Annotated in this window: 17 protein-coding genes; 8 read left to right on the top strand and 9 right to left on the bottom strand. The window is 62.3% G+C overall.

Annotation, left to right across the window (positions count from 1 at the left end; all coding sequences use genetic code 11):
* The first annotated feature begins 5 nt into the window (after positions 1–5).
* The 6 genes from GRI32_RS04570 (at position 6) to GRI32_RS04545 (ending at position 5,227) form a co-directional block, all read left to right on the top strand.
* Positions 6–1,040 (top strand): amidohydrolase family protein, encoded by a 1,035-nt coding sequence (locus tag GRI32_RS04570; protein ID WP_160589941.1) that lies wholly within the window; start codon positions 6–8, stop codon positions 1,038–1,040.
* Between the two features lie 15 nt (positions 1,041–1,055).
* Positions 1,056–1,523: a hypothetical protein gene (locus tag GRI32_RS04565; RefSeq protein ID WP_160589940.1), complete on the top strand. Its 468-nt coding sequence runs from the start codon at positions 1,056–1,058 to the stop codon at positions 1,521–1,523.
* An 8-nt stretch (positions 1,524–1,531) separates the two neighbouring features.
* On the top strand, positions 1,532–2,656 hold the full coding sequence (locus tag GRI32_RS04560) for a CaiB/BaiF CoA transferase family protein (protein WP_160589939.1): 1,125 nt from the start codon (positions 1,532–1,534) through the stop codon (positions 2,654–2,656).
* Positions 2,656–3,822, top strand: a complete 1,167-nt coding sequence (locus GRI32_RS04555) for an OsmC family protein (RefSeq protein ID WP_160589938.1) — start codon at positions 2,656–2,658, stop codon at positions 3,820–3,822. The genes GRI32_RS04560 and GRI32_RS04555 overlap by 1 nt, the downstream gene beginning before the upstream one ends.
* A 6-nt stretch (positions 3,823–3,828) precedes the next feature.
* The gene (locus GRI32_RS04550; RefSeq protein ID WP_160589937.1) at positions 3,829–4,398 is read left to right on the top strand and encodes a CDP-alcohol phosphatidyltransferase family protein; all 570 of its coding nucleotides are present in this window, start codon (positions 3,829–3,831) and stop codon (positions 4,396–4,398) included.
* A gap of 133 nt (positions 4,399–4,531) precedes the next feature.
* The gene (locus GRI32_RS04545) at positions 4,532–5,227 is read left to right on the top strand and encodes a CDP-alcohol phosphatidyltransferase family protein (protein WP_160589936.1); all 696 of its coding nucleotides are present in this window, start codon (positions 4,532–4,534) and stop codon (positions 5,225–5,227) included.
* Between the two features lie 39 nt (positions 5,228–5,266).
* Here GRI32_RS04545 and GRI32_RS04540 read toward each other — a convergent pair whose 3' ends face one another.
* The 9 genes from GRI32_RS04540 to GRI32_RS04500 all read right to left on the bottom strand — a co-directional run bounded on the left by GRI32_RS04540 (position 5,267) and on the right by GRI32_RS04500 (position 12,870).
* Positions 5,267–6,109: a class III extradiol dioxygenase subunit beta gene (locus GRI32_RS04540; protein WP_160589935.1), complete on the bottom strand. Its 843-nt coding sequence runs from the start codon at positions 6,107–6,109 to the stop codon at positions 5,267–5,269.
* The gene (gene ligA, locus GRI32_RS04535; protein ID WP_160589934.1) at positions 6,109–6,513 is read right to left on the bottom strand and encodes a protocatechuate 4,5-dioxygenase subunit alpha; all 405 of its coding nucleotides are present in this window, start codon (positions 6,511–6,513) and stop codon (positions 6,109–6,111) included. Before ligA ends, GRI32_RS04540 begins: the two co-directional genes overlap by 1 nt.
* A gap of 123 nt (positions 6,514–6,636) precedes the next feature.
* The gene (locus tag GRI32_RS04530) at positions 6,637–7,545 is read right to left on the bottom strand and encodes a DUF8021 domain-containing protein (RefSeq protein ID WP_160589933.1); all 909 of its coding nucleotides are present in this window, start codon (positions 7,543–7,545) and stop codon (positions 6,637–6,639) included.
* 21 nt (positions 7,546–7,566) lie between these two features.
* Positions 7,567–8,583, bottom strand: coding sequence for a DUF8021 domain-containing protein (locus GRI32_RS04525; RefSeq protein ID WP_160589932.1), 1,017 nt, complete (start codon positions 8,581–8,583; stop codon positions 7,567–7,569).
* Between the two features lie 68 nt (positions 8,584–8,651).
* Complete coding sequence (locus GRI32_RS04520; RefSeq protein ID WP_160589931.1) at positions 8,652–9,284, bottom strand: glutathione S-transferase family protein; 633 nt, start codon at positions 9,282–9,284, stop codon at positions 8,652–8,654.
* A complete protein-coding gene (locus GRI32_RS04515; protein ID WP_202385931.1) occupies positions 9,281–9,943 on the bottom strand; it encodes a hypothetical protein in 663 nt (220 codons plus the stop codon). The genes GRI32_RS04520 and GRI32_RS04515 overlap by 4 nt, the downstream gene beginning before the upstream one ends.
* A gap of 27 nt (positions 9,944–9,970) precedes the next feature.
* Entirely contained in the window at positions 9,971–10,378 is a 408-nt protein-coding gene (locus tag GRI32_RS04510) for a hypothetical protein (protein ID WP_160589930.1), read from the bottom strand.
* 36 nt (positions 10,379–10,414) lie between these two features.
* Positions 10,415–12,379, bottom strand: a complete 1,965-nt coding sequence (acs, locus tag GRI32_RS04505; protein ID WP_160589929.1) for an acetate--CoA ligase — start codon at positions 12,377–12,379, stop codon at positions 10,415–10,417.
* Positions 12,380–12,426: 47 nt separating this feature from the next.
* Positions 12,427–12,870, bottom strand: coding sequence for a MarR family winged helix-turn-helix transcriptional regulator (locus tag GRI32_RS04500; RefSeq protein WP_237437375.1), 444 nt, complete (start codon positions 12,868–12,870; stop codon positions 12,427–12,429).
* Between the two features lie 77 nt (positions 12,871–12,947).
* Here GRI32_RS04500 and GRI32_RS04495 point away from each other — a divergent pair, with 77 nt between their 5' ends.
* Together GRI32_RS04495 and GRI32_RS04490 are read left to right on the top strand one after the other, a co-directional pair.
* Complete coding sequence (locus GRI32_RS04495) at positions 12,948–13,811, top strand: p-hydroxycinnamoyl CoA hydratase/lyase (RefSeq protein WP_160589928.1); 864 nt, start codon at positions 12,948–12,950, stop codon at positions 13,809–13,811.
* Positions 13,812–13,933: 122 nt separating this feature from the next.
* A complete protein-coding gene (locus GRI32_RS04490) occupies positions 13,934–16,054 on the top strand; it encodes an acetate--CoA ligase family protein (RefSeq protein ID WP_237437374.1) in 2,121 nt (706 codons plus the stop codon).
* Positions 16,055–16,185 lie beyond the last annotated feature (131 nt).

The following is a 16,185-nucleotide window of genomic DNA, read 5'->3' as shown; positions in this document are numbered from 1 at the left end:
AAGTCATGGGAAAAACACGTCTGATCGCCTGCGAGGAAGCCTGGTCGATCCCCGAAGTTGCCGAGGAATTGCGCAAGGTTGCACGCGGACCGTCACAAAGCAGCGACAAGCTGCTGGTAGGCGGCATCTACGATGCGGACCATGACACCACCGGCTATGGCAAGATGAACTTCCTCGAAGGGTTGAAGGACGTGGAGGGCCAGCGCCTGTCGCAGATGGACGAATATGGCGTGGACATGCACCTGCTCACACTCACCGCGCCCGGCGTGCAGATGTTCGATGCCGATACCGCTACCGAGCTGGCAGCGCTGGCGAATGACCGGATGGCCGCAATCTGCGCCAAATATCCCAGGCGCTTTGCCGGGCTTGGCAGCTTTGCCCCGCATTCGCCCAAGCGCGCGGCCAAGGAAATCCAGCGGGTGATGACCGATCTCAAGCTCAACGGCATGGTGGTGAACGGCCATACCAATGGCGAGTATTTCGATGATCCCAAGTTCTGGCCGATCTTCGAGGCGGCAGAGGCGATGAATGCCACCATCTATATCCACCCGCGCGGGCCGTCAGACACGCTGAAGGGTCCGCTGATGGACTATGCGATGGATAGCGCCATGTGGGCATATGGGGTGGAAGTGGGCACCAACATGCTGCGGATGATGGCGGGCGGCGTGTTCGACCATTTCCCCAACCTCAAGATCTGCGTCGGCCATATGGGCGAGATGGTGCCGTTCTTCATCTGGCGCATCAATTTCATGAACAGCCGCGCGCAGCAGGTGGGCCGTGCGCCCAGGACCAAGCGCAGCATGGAAGAGTATTTCAAGGACAATTTCGTCTTCACCACCAGCGGCGTGGAAGACCCGCTGGCGCTGCGCTATGCGATTGACCGCATGGGCATTGAAAACGTCATCTGGGCGATCGACTATCCCTATCAGCCGATGAAGCCGGCGGTGGATTTCATCGAGAACTTCCAGTGCACCGATGCAGAGCGCCATGCACTCACTCATGGAAATGCCGAGCGCGTGTTCCATATAGCACCCGAGTAACAGGGGAATTTGCGGATGATTGCTTTTGTCGGTTTCATGGCTGCGGTGATGCTGGTGTTGCTGTTTGCGCCTGCCTCTGCGGCGGCACGGCTGCTGCACCGGCAACTGGTTGAACTGCCGCTGGAACGCCTCGCCCGGATGGAGCGCCATCATCTGATCATGCTGATGATCATGGTCGGCTTCATGATCGGCGGCGGGGAGATCATGGCCCTGATGGGGCCTGAAATCATCGCTACCTATGCGCTGGATCTTTCGATCTACCTCGATCTGGTGATGGTCAGCTATGCGGTTTCGGTTGCGCGGCAGACCAGGACTGCACTGGCGCATCTGCGCGGCAGTTTCAGCCGATTGCTCAGGCGGCCCGAGGCTGGCAGGCGCAGGCGGGCTGTCCGCAAACAGGATCGCAGCAGTCCGGCCAACGATGATGAAACCGACCCTGCCTTTGGCAACCTCAGGCCCCATGCCATGCTGATGGCTGCGTGAGACTGGCCATGACTGCACCGCTTGAAGGTATCAAGGTTGTCGAACTGGCGCGTATCCTGGCCGGCCCGTGGGCTGGTCAGGTGCTCGCCGATCTGGGCGCGGAAGTGATCAAGGTGGAAAGCCCCGAAGGCGATGACACGCGCCGCTGGGGGCCGCCCTTCATCGAAAACGCCGATGGCACCAAGGACGCGGCCTATTTCCACGCCGCCAATCGCGGCAAGACCTCCATCCTTGCCAATTTCAGGGACGCGGATGACCTCGCCCGGGTGATCGACCTGATCCGCGATGCCGATGTGCTGATCGAGAATTTCAAGACCGGCGGCCTCGCCAAATTCGGCCTCGATTATGAAAGCTGCGCGAAGATCAATCCGCGCCTCGTCTATTGCTCGATCACCGGCTTTGGCCATGATGGACCCTATGCCGCCTATGCGGGCTATGATTTCATCGTTCAGGGGATGAGCGGGATCATGGATCTGACGGGCGAAAAGGACGGCCCGCCAATCAAGATCGGGATGGCCTATGCGGATATCATGACCGGGCTTTACGGGGTGATCGGCATACAAGCCGCGCTGCACCAGCGCGAAAAGACCGGGCGCGGCCAGCATATCGACATGGCGCTGCTGGATGTGATGGTGGGCACGCTGGCCAATCAGGCGATGAACTACCTCACCAGCGGCGTGGTGCCGCACCGCATGGGCAACGCCCATCCCAATATCGTGCCTTACGAATCCTTCCCCACATCCGATGGCTGGCTGATCATCGCGGTCGGTAATGATCGCCAGTTCTCCCGGCTTGCAGGGCTGATCGGGATAGAGGTGCAGCCCGGCTGGCAGACCAATGAAGGCCGGGTGGAACACCGCGAAGCCGTGTCTGCCGCCGTCAGCGAGAAGACCCGCCAGTGGCCGCGTAACAAGCTGCTGCTGGAACTGGAGGAGCACGGTATCCCCGCCGGCCCGATCAACGATGTGGGTGAGGCGCTGAACGATCCGCAGGTGAAGGCGCGCGGCATGGTGCTGGATATGCAGCGGCGCGACGGCACACGGGTCAAGGGCATCCGCACGCCGATCAGTTTCTCCGATGCCGAACTGGCGCTGGGGACCCCGTCACCGCGCATGCCGCACCGGGAGGATTGATGGCCGCGCACGGCAATATCCTCGGCCCTGATCCGCGCCCGTCCTTCTTCGCGGTGGAGGGCGGGGCACAGCGCCTTGCCCCGCCAGCAGACCGCAAGGGCCTCGCCGTGAGATTTGCCGCGCGGTCGCTGTCAGTGATGCAGAAGGAGGGGCTGGTGGCTTCTTCCGCGGGCGATCAGGTGTGGCGGCTGGTGTCCGACGAAGGCGCCTATCTGGACGGATTTGACGAGGCGCCGTGCCCGCTGTCCTTCCTCACCACCGGCATGGTTTCAAGCTACATGACGGAGCTGCTGGCGCTGGCCAAACAGCGCGGCATTGCCATCCGCGACGTCACGCTGGTGCAGGACAATTACTACACGATGAAAGGCTCCGCGCTCAAAGGCACGATGACCGGCGGCGCGAAGGACATCGACCTTGAAGCGCGGATAGACAGCGACGCCGATGCCGAGGCGTTGCGCGCGCTGGTTTATGATGCGGTGGCAGCATCGCCGCTTAACGGCCTGATGCGCGGTGAAAAAGAGAGCCTGTTCACACTTTCTCTCAACGGTGAGGAAGTGAAGCCGGACAAGGCAAGGCCGGTGGCGGGGGATGTGCCGGGTGATCCCTCGGCGCAGATAATCGGCGCGCAGCCCGCCACCAGCGAAGCCTTCATCCGCCGCGCCGGGACCAGCCCGCTGACAGCGGAAGCCACCTCCTCGCAAAGCTCCAGCCTTGCCGAGGAACAGGACCGCATTTTGCACATTCGCGGCATCTGCACCCTGCGCGAAGACGGGGTGAAAATGGTCGAACAGCAATTGTTCAACCCGCACGGCTCCATCTTTCATTATCTGTGCGATGAGGAAGGCCGCGCGCCCGATGCCGCCAGCTATATCGCCGCCGGAATCGGCTTCTGCTTCATGACCCAGCTTGGCCGTTACGCGAAGATCGCGAGGAAGGACCTGTCCGCCTACAACATCGTGCAGGACATCCATTTCTCGCGCGGCGGAGCCAGCGGCGGCACGGGGCAGGCGGGCAGTGCCGACCCGGTTGAAACGCATGTCTATCTGCAAAGCGCTGAGGACGAGGCCTTCGCCAGAGCCGCGCTCGACATGGGCGAACAGACCTGTTTCCTGCACGCCTTCTGCCGCACCGATCTGAAGGCGCGCGTGCGGGTTTCGCAGCTTTAGCCCGCCATGCGTGCCATCGCCTCCAGGTTCGCCGATTTCCTGACCGTATACCGGCTGGCTGCGGCACCCGTGTTGGCATTCATGGCGATGAGCGGGCACCGCGATGCCTTTTTCATCCTGCTGATCATAAGCCTGGCCACCGATCTGGTCGATGGCCCGATTGCCCGGTGGGCCGGCCATGCCTCTGCATTCGGGGCAAAGCTCGATTCGATGGCCGATGGTTCCACGCTGATCGTCGGCTTTTTCGGGCTGTGGCTGTTTGAGCGACACACTATGCAGGCCGATGTCTTCTGGCTCTACCTGTTCTTTGCCACCTATGCCGCTGCGGCGACTACCAGCCTGATCAAATTCCGCACGCTGCCAGCCTATCACCTGTATCTGTCCAAGACCGCCGCCAGCTTTTCAGGGCCGTTCGTCGCATGGCTCTATTTCGTCGATTACTCGCGCCCGTTCTTCATCGTGCTGGCCTCCATCGGGGTGATGGCAAATTGCGAATCCGTCCTCGTCACCCGGCGCCTGAAGCGCTTTCGGGCCGACGTCGGCAGCCTGCTGTTCGTGGAGCCCGGCCAGCGCTGAAGACTGATGGCAACGACCGGCTGCGCTGACCCGACGCACCTGTCCGTGACAGCCATGCCTCCACACGCCTGAACTGATGCTCTGGACATGAGGCGAAAATTCACGGTAAATAGCTCTTTGGAAGCTGTCAGCGATGGATCCAGTACAAGGGGTACAAGCGGCCCCTATCAACCGCATTCAGGAGAATCTGGTCGCCCGGATTGAACGGCGCGCGCTCAACCGTCTGTGCGCCGATATGCCGCACTGGGTCACGCCCGACATGCTGACCTATACCGGACTGGTCGGGGCCTTGCTGGTATTCGCCGGATATCTTGCCAGCAATCTTGATCCCAACTGGCTGCTGCTGTCCATCGGCGGATATATTGTCCACTGGTTCGGCGATTCACTGGACGGCAGTCTGGCCCGCTTCCGCAAGATCGAGCGCCCGCGCTATGGCTATTTCCTCGATCACAGCTGCGACGGGTTTGCCACCATGCTGGTGGTGGTCGGTATCGGTCTCAGCTCCTATGTCGCGCTCAAGGTCGCGCTGATCGCGCTTGCGGGATATCTGCTGATGTCGATCCACGCATTTCTGTCCGTGCGCGTGCTGGGAGAATTGCGGCTCTCCTACCTCAACGCCGGGCCGACAGAGCTGCGGCTGATCCTGATCGGACTGACGCTGGCGATGTATTTCGCCGGACCCGAACAGGCGATCATCTGGGACCTCAACGGTTTCGATCTGTTTGTGGGCGGTGTCGGCCTGCTGCTGATCGCGCTGTTCGTGGTGCAGACCGCCGCCACCGCGCGGCGACTGTCCAAGGAAGAACCGGCGAGGAATCACCGCCAGTAAGCGGGCCATTACGTCGGGGCCAGCCTCCGGCGACCGGCCCTAGCTGCGCGCCTCATACACCACATGGCCCACTGCGGTGTTGCTGGCGGGCACGCGGTAGAAGCGGTGGAGTTCTTCCACGCCATAGCCCAGCGCCGCGCGCATGATCAGCCACATGATCAGCTCGATCCCCTCGGTCCCCGCTTCGCGCAGATATTCGATGCGGGTCATCGGGGTCAGCTCTTCCGGCTCATGCGCCAGCAGATCGAGGAAGCGGTTGTCGAACTCGGCATTGATCAGGCCGGCGCGCGTACCCTGCAACTGGTGGCTCATCCCGCCCGTGCCCCAGATCTGCACGTTCAGGTCTTCCGGGAAGGTCTTCACCGCATTGCGGATCGCCTCGCCCAGTTTCCAGCAGCGCTCGCCCGACGGGGTGGGGAACTGGGTGACGTTGACCGCCAGCGGAATGACCTTGCACGGCCATTCCTCCGGCTGGCCGAACACCAGGGACAGCGGCACGGTGCACCCGTGATCGACGTCCATCTCGTTGATGATGGTGATGTCGAATTCATCGATCACCAGCTGTTCTGCCACATGGGCGGCCAGGTCGGAATGGTTGTGCACGGTGGGCACCGGGCGGCGGCCCCAGCCTTCATCGGCGGGCAGGAATTCATCGGCAAAGCCGATCGCGAACGTGGGCACGATGTCCAGCATCAGCGCCGATGCGTGATCGTTATAGACCAGGATCACCACGTCGGGCGTGTTGCTCTTGATCCATTCCTTGACGAATTCGTAGCCGTCGAAAATCGGCTTCCAGTATTCGTCCTGGGTTTTGCCAAGGTCGATGGCCGCGCCGATGGCGGGCACATGGCTGGTGGCGATACCGGCGGTTATGCGCGCCATCAGTTCTGATCCTTCTTGGAACGCAGGCCTTCGGGCGAACGCCCGCCCTCGCGCATCATTGCCGCATATTCTTCTGCCGACATGCCCGACATGGAGCTGACCGCCTTCTGCGCGCTCCAGCCATCGGTGCTGGCCAGCTTGACCAGGAAATACATGTTTCCGCCCAGCTCGATCAGGCGGCTGAGGTCGCGCGCGAGCACGCCTTGCTTCTGCTCCTCGGTCATCTTGTAGCGGTCCAGATAGGCGCGCTCGTCAGCCTTGAACGCCTCGCGGTTCTCCGGCTTCATCAGGCTCATGCAGAATTTGTGCAGGTGATAGGCTTCGCGAGAGCGCTTTGCCGTGAACACCTTAGTGCCTGGAATATCTTCCAGATCTTCGAGCGAGTAGAGCCTTGTCCGGGCCATGGTGCAGACCTTTTATATGAATATCACCGCCCCCGTAACAGGGGCGGTGATATCAAGCCAGTCATTGGCAATTGCAAAGACTGCAACTGCCGGTGCAGTTAAGACGCACTTATGGTGCTTTTGTCAGGCGTTGGGATCGGCCTGGCCCATCATCATCCCGCCTTCATCATTGGCCTGCGGGCCGGGAATGGCGGTGAGCGTGTGAACCTGGCGGAACTTGCCATCGATATAGCGGAAGCTGTGCGAATCCGGGCCGCCGGTCGATCCGCCAAAGCGGCAGAACACGTTGATCACGCCCAGTTCCTCATCGATCAGGTAATCGCGATTGACGATATACAGCACGCCGCCCGGCATGCCGACTTCGCAGCTGGCATCCGCCCGGCCTTCCCGGTTGGTATAGGCACCGCCTTCCAGCCGGGCGCAGGGCGTGCCCCACGGAATATCGGTGAACTTGTCGGCAAAGCCATCCAGATAGGCATTGGCCCCGCGGATCATTTCCGATGGCGAGGTGCGCTGGTAAGGGGTCAGCGGTCCCCAGTTCTCTCGTTGCGTATACAGCAGATAGGCATTGGCGTTGAACAGCCAGTCACCCTGCTCGGTAACGATGGAATCGACGCGGATGATCTCCCCGTCATGCATGTAAAGCCGCGTGCCGATGACATAGGGATGGCCGCCCTCGGTCACGATGATTTCGGTAAAGGTCTTGCACCGGCGGTCATCGTGAAAGCTCATCGCATGGGCGATGGGCAGGGCGGTGTTCCACAGGCCTGCGGACGCCTCCACCGTTTCCATGTTCTGCAGGTAATGCGCGTTCGATGCCAGCGGCAGGGCGGAAGTGTCGCCGCTGCGCTGTGCCTCCACGAAAGCCGTGGTGGCGGCTTTCAGCTGGTCACGGTCGCAGGTCGGATGATCCTGCAACGGCGCGAACGGGCTGGGCGGCGGGCCATTCTGCGCCATTGCGGGCGCGGAGATGGCAAGGGCCGCCAGCGCTACGACTGAGTGCGCGGCGATGGTGGTCAGTTTCTTCAGCATGTCTTGTCCCCCCAGAAGTGTTCAGCGAATGTCCTGCGGTTCTTCGCTGCGGCAGGCCTCATAGGTGCTCCAGCCGGAACACATGCCGTATGGGCCGCGGATGAAGATCGCTTCGATATGGCTGATCTTGCCCTGGTCGATCTTGAACAATTCGCCCAGCTGCCAGCTCCAGTTGATCGGACGGTGGTCGAAGAAGGCGAAGGCGAACACCACGCCGCGTTCCCGGTCCACCGCCACAATGCGGCGATCGCGGATCGATGTGACCGCGCCGATCAGCGTGGTTTCCAGCTGCTGGCGGCAACCGGCGCGCGCGCCAGAGCCTTCCGGCCCGGCGGTGACGATGCCGTTTTCATAGCGGATGCAGTCGTCGGTGAAGGGGTAGTAATCATTGCCGGTATTGCGCTCCACCGCCTCGAAATAGGCGCTGGCCATTTCCACCAGTTCGGCGCGCGTGTGGCGCTCGCCTGCGGGAACGGCGGTGAGATAGGCCGGGTTGGGCGATCCCATGGCTTCCACCATCTCGCCGGTATTGCCAAACGGTCCAGCCGGGGCAGCATTCGCGCCCAGCGGGCGATCGGGCCGTGCGGCGATCTGTTCGATTTCGGAGATCTTGCCGTCCGCATCGATGCGCAGGCGCAGGCTCACCCCAACAGGCTCCGGATCGCGCTGCGGGCCGGTGGCAGAGCTGTTTGCCTGCTCCCTGACGGTGAGCAGAGCGGCGACCTGCTGCGTTTCCACGTCGGGAACGATCAGCTGGTAAGTGCCGGCACCCGTGGTGGTGGCCCACAGACCTTCATTGCCCAGCGGCAATTCCACGCCGTTTTCGGTGAAGCGCACGCTGCGGGCGAACAGGTCATCGGACACCGTGCCATCGGCCATTGCCTGGACATAGCGCTCGACAAAATTTTCCAGGCATTCGCGCTGGCATTCATATTGCGGCAGCGGCACCCCGGCCACCTGCGCCGATGCCGGCACGGCCAGAGTGCTGGCAAAACTCATTGCGGCAACAGCAGTTGCCAGACGAATCTGTCGGATCATTATTCCCTCCCAAGAATCTCTCAGGCGGGGAGTTAATCAGCTTTACAGTCGCTTGGCCAGACGGTTCGTCAGGCTTCTTGCGCGCGCTGGTATGCCGGCCGCGCCTGCAAGCGCTGCCAATAGGCGACCACGTGACCGGGAAGCACCGCTTCGCATTTGGTGAATTCCGCCAGCAGGAAGGCATAGCCGATGGAGATATCGGCAATGGTGAAGCGCGCTCCGGTCACATAATCGCGCCCGTCTGCCAGATGATCGTCCAGATAGGCGATGCGCTTTTTCAGCTGGCCCAGCTGGTCCTGGATCGTGGCATTGCTCTGCTCCCCGGTGAAGATGCGGGTGCGGAAGATCGTGCCGATGGGCGTGGCCAGGTCCGCCTCGCCGAAATGCAGGAATTGCAGGTGCTCGGCGTAGGCTGCGGGATCGGGCATGGGGCCGGTGGTAAGGCCTGCCGCCTTTGCCTCTCCCGCCACCAGCCGCCGCCCGGTGAGATATTGCAGGATCGCCAGGCTCTCGAACATCACGATGGGGGTTTGCGCATCGGTATCCTCGATGGTCGGCACAGAACCGAGCGGGTTCACCTTCAGGAAGCTGTCGGGCACCGGAATGCCGAATTTCTCCAGCGCATAGTCTTCTCCCAGTTCCTCCATCAGCCAGACGACGCGCTGGCTGCGCGAATTGGGGACGTGGTAGATTTTGATCATGGCTCTTGCTCTCCCTGCGCCGTTGCGCGGAACATATTGAGGATCGCCGCCATCGCCAGCGGAAAGGTGATCGCCCATGCGGCCGCTGGCCAGATCAGCACGGGGAAGGCCATTTGCAGGGCCAGGAACGGCAGGATCGCACCGTTGGCAATCATCGCAAATCTGGCGAATTTGGCGCGCGATGACAGCGGCAGGCCGAATGCGGCGATCAGCGTGGCCGCGCTCATCAGGCTGTAGCCCAGCAGGTCGATGGCAAACAGGAAGGATTCGTAAGGGACGAACAGCAGCAGCTCTATGCCTGCCGTTTCGCCACTGGCGATGCGCGGGGCGACAAAGGTCAGCTGGACGAAATAGACCATGCCGGTCAGCGTCGCATACATGATCGCAAAGGCCAGGCCCGCCAGCGTGAACACCTTGCGATCAGCAGGGGCGCTGACGTGCAGCGCGGCACACAGCACCACAAAGGCAGGGCCGAGCAGCAACGATGGCGCGAGCAGCAGGAAGATGCCCAGCGCCGTGCTTGAAGCGTTGGGCCCTCCGCCAGAACCCAGCATCCCCGCCCATTCGAACAGCTGGGCGATGATATAGGCCAGGCTGAAAGCCAGCGAAGCGGCGGCGGACCAGATGCCTGTTCGCCTTGTGGCGAGGGAAAGGATCATGCTGCGCCCTCCATCGGCAAGGCGCGATCAGTCAGCCAGCTTGCGCGCGACAAGCCAGCCGCCGATCACCCCGCCGACCACCTTCAGGCCGTGCGCCAGAAGATAGGCCGGGCGAACGCTGCTCTCCAGGTCGAAGTCGGCGACTGCGCCATTCGCGATCAGCGTCAGCGCCACGTAGAGCACGATGCCCCACAGTCCGGCGACAAAGCCGTTGAGGACCGGAGCAGTGGTTCCGTTTGCCGTCCAATAGCCGGCCGGAATGAACAGCAGCAGCGCCAGCGGCGGGATCACCATATCCAGCACCGGGTTGGGGTCCGGCATGGACGCGAACAGCGCGATGGTGATGGCTATCAGCACGATCTCGACAGCGACCGCGGCGATCAACGGACGGCCCCGGCGCAATCGCGGCGCGGTGGTTGCAGTATTGCTTGCCATGATTATTCCCCCTCCAGCGACCCGGAGGGGAAATTATCATGCGTGCGGCCGGTTCGCCAGCAGATCATCCACCACGCCGGGATCGGCCAGAGTGGACGTGTCCCCCAGATTGCCGACATCGTTCTCGGCGATCTTGCGCAGGATGCGGCGCATGATCTTTCCACTGCGCGTCTTGGGCAGGCCGGGAGCAAATTGCACCACGTCGGGCGTGGCGATGGGGCCTATTTCCTTGCGCACCCACTGCACCAGTTCCCTGCGCAATTCGTCGCTGTCATCGGTTCCCGCAACAGTGGTGACATAGGCATAGATGCCCTGACCCTTCACGTCATGCGGCATGCCGACAACGGCAGCTTCGGCCACCTTGGGATGGAGGACCAGCGCGCTCTCCACCTCGGCAGTGCCCATGCGATGGCCGGATACGTTGATCACATCGTCGATGCGGCCGGTTATCCAGTAATAGCCGTCCTCATCCCGGCGGCAGCCATCGCCGGTGAAATACATGCCCGGATAGGTGCTGAAATAGGTCTGGAAGAAGCGCTCGTGATCGCCAAAGATGCTGCGCATCTGGCCGGGCCAGCTATCCAGGATGACCAGCGCGCCCTCTGTTGCGCCTTCCAGCAGCGTGCCTTTTTCCGGATCGACCAGCGCGGGCTGCACGCCGAACATCGGCCTGCTGGCACTGCCGGGCTTCAGCGCCGTGGCGCCGGGCAGTGGGGTGATCATGTGGCCGCCTGTCTCTGTCTGCCACCACGTGTCGACAATCGGGCAGCGCTTTTCGCCCACCACATTATAATACCATTCCCACGCCTCGGGATTGATCGGCTCGCCTACGGAACCAAGTACTTTCAGGCTCTTGCGGCTGGTTCTTGTCACATAGTCATCACCTTCGCGCATCAGTGCGCGCAGGGCGGTGGGGGCGGCGTAGAAAATCTCTACCTGATACTTGTCGATGATGTGCCAGAAACGGCTGAAATCCGGGTAATTGGGCACGCCTTCGAACATCAGCGAGGTGCCGCCATTGGCCAGCGGACCATAGACGACATAGGAATGCCCGGTGACCCAGCCGATATCGGCGGCGCACCAGTAGATCTGGTTCGAACCATCGGCATGGGGGCGGTAATCGAAGGTGTATTCATGCGTCATGGAACACCACACGCCATATCCGCCAGTGGTGTGGAGCACGCCCTTGGGCTTTCCCGTGGATCCTGAAGTATAGAGGATAAACAGCGGATCTTCGGCGTTTATTTCTTCCGGCTCGCAAATATGGCTGCCCGCGGCGATGGCTTCGTGCCACCACACGTCGCGGCTTTCATCCATGGGGATGTCGGCACCGGTATGCTGCACCACGATGACGCGGCTGACGTCCCTGGCGTGATGCTCCAGCGCCTCATCCACATTGGCTTTCAGCGGAATGCGCTTGCCGCCGCGCAGGCCTTCGTCGGCGGTGATGACGATGGTGCTGGCGCAATCGTCGATCCTGCCGCCCAGCGCCTCCGGGCTGAAACCGGCGAACACGATCGAATGCGCTGCGCCGATGCGGGCGCAGGCGAGCATGGCCACAGCAGCTTCGGGGATCATCGGCAGGTAGATCGTCACCCGCTCCCCCTTGGTCACGCCATTGGCCTTGAGCACATTGGCAAAGCGGCACACCTGTTCGTGCAGATCGTTATAGGTGAGGATGCGGTTGCGGCTTGTAGGATCGTCCGGCTCCCAGATGATCGCCGGCGTATTGCCGTGCGTTTCCAGGTGGCGATCGAGGCAGTTGGCGGACAGGTTGAGCGTGCCGTCCCAGAACCAGCGAATGCCGAAATCCTGCTGGTCGAAGCTGGTGCCCTTCACCTGCGTGAACGGCTTGATCCAGTCGAGCCGCTGCGCCTCCTCGCGCCAGAAGCCTTCCGGGTCTTCGATGGAGCGACGGTATTTCTCATCATAGGTGGCGGCGTCGATGATGGCGTTGTTCGCCCATTCGCTGCTGACCGGATAGACTGCGTTGTCGCTCATTTCGTGCTCCCAGGGGTCTTTGTGCAAGACTTAGGGAATGGGCTGCCTCAACGCCAGAGGGCATCCAGCGCGGGCAGCAAATGATCGCGGTGCTGCGCCGGAATGCGGGCGAGAAGTTCGGCTTCGAACCGCTCGATCATCGTGCGCGCCTGTTGCGTAATCTCGGCTCCCTGTGCGGTCAGCGTCAGTCCTTGCGACTTGCCGTCAATCGCCTTGCGTTCAATCAGCCCGGCATCTTCCAGCCGTTTGAGCAGCGGCACCATGTTGGCGCGCTGGATATCCAGCTGGCGGCCAAGAGCGCTGGCGGTGACGTCGGGATTCTCGCCGATCAGGATCAGCAGCGACGCATCGACCTGACGCAGGTTCAGCTCCCCCAGGCGGCTCGCCAGTTCAGCCGCCGCGGCATTGGCGGCGCGGCGCAGCGAATAGCCGGGCAGGGAGGGAAGCGGATCGCGCATCGTGCAACGGGGATAGCGATTGTTGTTGCTCATAGCAATCACAATCGCTATGGGCGATAGCAATTCAAGCCCACAGGGACGCGAATCGCGCCCTTTACAGGAGAGCAGTCATGGCCAAGCCATCCCAACCCGATCCCCGTCCCGAAGAAGAGACCGTCAAGTATGACGTGATTGACGGCGTTGCGTGGGTTTCCTTCAACCGCCCCGACAAGCGCAACTGCATGAGCCCCAAGCTCAACCGCCAGATGCTGCGCGTGCTGGAAGAACTGGAATTTCGCGACGATGTGCAGGTGCTGGTGCTGACGGGTGAAGGCACGTCATGGTCGGCCGGCATGGATCTGCTGGAGTATTTCCGCGAAGCCGAACAAGTGGGCCTGTCGCAGGTGCGCAAGCATCAGCGCGAAGCCTACAGCTGGTGGGAACGCCTGCGCTGGTATGAAAAGCCTACCGTCGCCATGATCAATGGCTGGTGTTTTGGCGGTGCTTACGGCCCGCTGTTCGCCTGTGACCTCGCCTTCTGCGCCGATGAAGCACAATTCGGCCTGTCCGAAATCAACTGGGCCATCCTGCCCGGCGGCGGCGCATCCAAGGTGGCGGCCAATCTGATGGGTTTCCGCGATGCCATGTATCACGCCATGATGGGTGAAAACCTGACCGGTCCGCAGGCTGCGGCCAAGGGCATGGTCAACGAATCGCTGCCCGCTGACAAGTTGAAGGCGCGTGTGCAGGAAGTGGCCGATGTGCTGAAGGCCAAGGACAGTCAGGCCGTGCGCGCCACCAAATGGGCGATGCGCCGCGTCATGGAAATGACCTATGACAATGCCGAGGACTATCTGATCCGGGCGCAGGAAGCCCTGAACCAGTTCGGCGGCATTGCATCGCGCAAGGAGGCCACCAAGCAGTTCCTTGATGACAAGACCTTCAAGCCCGGCCTTGGCGTTTTCGACAAGACCAAGCTGCAAAAGGAAGACTGATCGCATGATCGGAGCGGCGGCACGGGCACTTGTCCATGCCGCCGCTTCTTCCTAGGGAAACCAGAACCAGAGAACATGCCCCGGTGCTGCCGGGGTTTTGCATGTCCAGAGGGATGAGAGAAATGACCACCCGCCGTTTCACCAATGACCAGATCGATCGCCTGCTGCGTCCCAGGAGCGTTGCCGTTGTCGGCGCTTCGGATCGCCACGGCGCGCTGGGCGCCACGCTGCTCAACAATCTGGTTCAGTATGAATTCGACGGGGACATCTACCCGGTCAATCCCAAGCGCGACGAGCTGCTCGGCCTCAAGGTCTATCACTCGGTCAACGATCTGCCCGAAGGCGTGGATTGCGCCGTGCTGGCGATCCCGCGCCCCTTCGTGATCCAGACCGTGCGCGATCTGGCAGAGCGCGGCTGCGGCGCGGTGGTTATCTATTCCGCCGGTTTCTCCGAAGCCGGGGAAGAGGGCATGCGCGACCAGATCGAACTGGGCGAGATTGCCGGGAAATACGGCATGGTCATCGAAGGCCCCAACTGCCTGGGCTGCACCAATTACATCGCCCGCGTGCCGCTGACCTTCGTGGAAACCAACATGGTCAGCCCCGGCCCCAATGACCGCGCCGTGGGGATCGCCAGCCAGTCCGGCGCGCTTGCCGCCGTGCTCGCCACTGCGCTGCATCCGCGCGGCTGCTTCGTCTCAACCTCTGTTTCCACCGGCAATGAGGCGGCTTCGGGCGTTGAGGATTATGTCGAATGGCTGGTGGATGATCCCGCCACCCACGTCATCACCCTGTATGTCGAAAGCCTGCGCCGCCCGAAGGCCTTCATCGCTGCCGCCCGCCGCGCGCGCGAAGCCGGCAAGCCGGTGATCATGCTGCACCCGGGCAAGAGCGACAAGGCGCAGGAAAGCGCCGCCACGCATACGGGCGCGATGGCCGGTGACTACGCGCTGATGAAGACCAAGCTGATGCGCGAAGGCGTGATCTTCGCCGATACGCTGGAGGAACTGGCCGACATCACCGAGATCGCCCTGCGCTGCAAATCGCTGCCCGGCGCCAACATGGCGGTGCTGGGTGAAAGCGGCGCGCTGCGCGGCCTCGCCTTCGACATTGCCGAGGATATCGGCCTCGACCTGATCCACCTGGACGATGACAACAGCCCGGAACTGCGCGCCATCCTGCCCGATTTCGTGCCGGTGTCGAACCCCACGGACATCACCGCGCTGGGCCTCAGCGAGCCGGAGATCTACACCAAGGTGCTGACCGCGCTGCTGGAAGATGATCGCATCGGATCGGTGGTCGCATCGATCATCCAGTCTGACCCGATCACCTCCAGGATCAAGTTCCCCGCCATCATCAAGGTGCTGGAAGACGGCACTTTCCCCAAGCCGCTGGTGTTTGCCGGGGTGGATGAGGGCGCGCGCGTACCGCAGGAATATATCGACGGCCTGCGCGCCGTGGGCATTCCGTGGTTCCCCAGCACCGAACGCGCCTATCGCGCGATCGCCCGCCTGGCAGACCTGTCCAAGCGCGACCTGACCGATCGCTCGCAGGAACCCATCGTGGTTCCCGGCCTCGCTTCCGAAAGCGGCGTGATCCCCGAATACAAGGCCAAGGCGCTGCTCGGCCCGCTGGGCATTTCCTTCCCGCAAAGCCAGTTCGCCGCCACGGCGGAGGAAGCTGCCTCGGTCGCCGAAGCGCTCGGCTATCCGGTGGTGATGAAGGCGCAGGCCGCCGCGCTGGGTCACAAGAGCGATGCGGGCGGGGTGATCCTCAACCTCAAGACCCGTGCCGACGTGGCCGAGGCGTTTGAGCGCATGTACCAGAACGTCGCCAATTACGATGCCTCCATCGCGCTGGACGGTGTGCTGGTTGAAAAGATGGGCCGCATGGGCACCGAAATGATCGTCGGCGCCAAGTCCGATCCCGAATGGGGTCCGGTGGTGCTGGCGGGCTTTGGCGGCGTGACTGCCGAAATCCTCAAGGACGTGAAGCTGTTCACGCCCGACATGGGCAAGGACCAGGTTGTCGCCGGTCTGTTGGGCCTGAAGCAGGCAGCGCTGCTCAAGGGCTATCGCGGATCGCCCGAACTGGATGTGGACGCGCTGGCAGACCTCATCGTGCAGATGGGCCGCATCATGGACGGCAACCCCGCCATCCGCGAAATCGACCTCAACCCGGTGATCCTCCATCCCAGGGGAGAAGGCGTTGTGGCGCTGGATGCCCTGATGCTGGTGGACTGATGCCGGTGGACTGATGCCGTTGGACTGATGCCGTTGGACTGATGCTGGCAGATTGACGGGCCAAAGAGTCCCGGAACGGTAACAAAGCAGGATCACACTTCGCACCGGGCAGGATTCGCCCGATGCGGAGG

The organism is Alteraurantiacibacter aestuarii (genome assembly GCF_009827405.1).
Lineage (GTDB): Bacteria > Pseudomonadota > Alphaproteobacteria > Sphingomonadales > Sphingomonadaceae > Alteraurantiacibacter > Alteraurantiacibacter aestuarii.
The sequence above is the reverse complement of the archived record's forward strand: the minus strand, read 5'-3'. Positions and strand labels throughout refer to the sequence as shown.

Coding starts and splice junctions, on each gene's coding strand:
- GRI32_RS04525 (WP_160589932.1), bottom strand. CDS start 8,583: ATGATCCGACAGATTCGTCTGGCAACTGCTGTTGCCGCAATGAGTTTT.
- GRI32_RS04515 (WP_202385931.1), bottom strand. CDS start 9,943: ATGATCCTTTCCCTCGCCACAAGGCGAACAGGCATCTGGTCCGCCGCC.
- GRI32_RS04530 (WP_160589933.1), bottom strand. CDS start 7,545: ATGCTGAAGAAACTGACCACCATCGCCGCGCACTCAGTCGTAGCGCTG.
- GRI32_RS04510 (WP_160589930.1), bottom strand. CDS start 10,378: ATGGCAAGCAATACTGCAACCACCGCGCCGCGATTGCGCCGGGGCCGT.
- GRI32_RS04540 (WP_160589935.1), bottom strand. CDS start 6,109: ATGGCGCGCATAACCGCCGGTATCGCCACCAGCCATGTGCCCGCCATC.
- ligA (WP_160589934.1), bottom strand. CDS start 6,513: ATGGCCCGGACAAGGCTCTACTCGCTCGAAGATCTGGAAGATATTCCA.
- GRI32_RS04520 (WP_160589931.1), bottom strand. CDS start 9,284: ATGATCAAAATCTACCACGTCCCCAATTCGCGCAGCCAGCGCGTCGTC.
- GRI32_RS04495 (WP_160589928.1), top strand. CDS start 12,948: ATGGCCAAGCCATCCCAACCCGATCCCCGTCCCGAAGAAGAGACCGTC.
- GRI32_RS04560 (WP_160589939.1), top strand. CDS start 1,532: ATGACTGCACCGCTTGAAGGTATCAAGGTTGTCGAACTGGCGCGTATC.
- GRI32_RS04550 (WP_160589937.1), top strand. CDS start 3,829: ATGCGTGCCATCGCCTCCAGGTTCGCCGATTTCCTGACCGTATACCGG.
- GRI32_RS04555 (WP_160589938.1), top strand. CDS start 2,656: ATGGCCGCGCACGGCAATATCCTCGGCCCTGATCCGCGCCCGTCCTTC.
- GRI32_RS04500 (WP_237437375.1), bottom strand. CDS start 12,870: ATGAGCAACAACAATCGCTATCCCCGTTGCACGATGCGCGATCCGCTT.
- GRI32_RS04570 (WP_160589941.1), top strand. CDS start 6: ATGGGAAAAACACGTCTGATCGCCTGCGAGGAAGCCTGGTCGATCCCC.
- acs (WP_160589929.1), bottom strand. CDS start 12,379: ATGAGCGACAACGCAGTCTATCCGGTCAGCAGCGAATGGGCGAACAAC.
- GRI32_RS04565 (WP_160589940.1), top strand. CDS start 1,056: ATGATTGCTTTTGTCGGTTTCATGGCTGCGGTGATGCTGGTGTTGCTG.
- GRI32_RS04490 (WP_237437374.1), top strand. CDS start 13,934: ATGACCACCCGCCGTTTCACCAATGACCAGATCGATCGCCTGCTGCGT.
- GRI32_RS04545 (WP_160589936.1), top strand. CDS start 4,532: ATGGATCCAGTACAAGGGGTACAAGCGGCCCCTATCAACCGCATTCAG.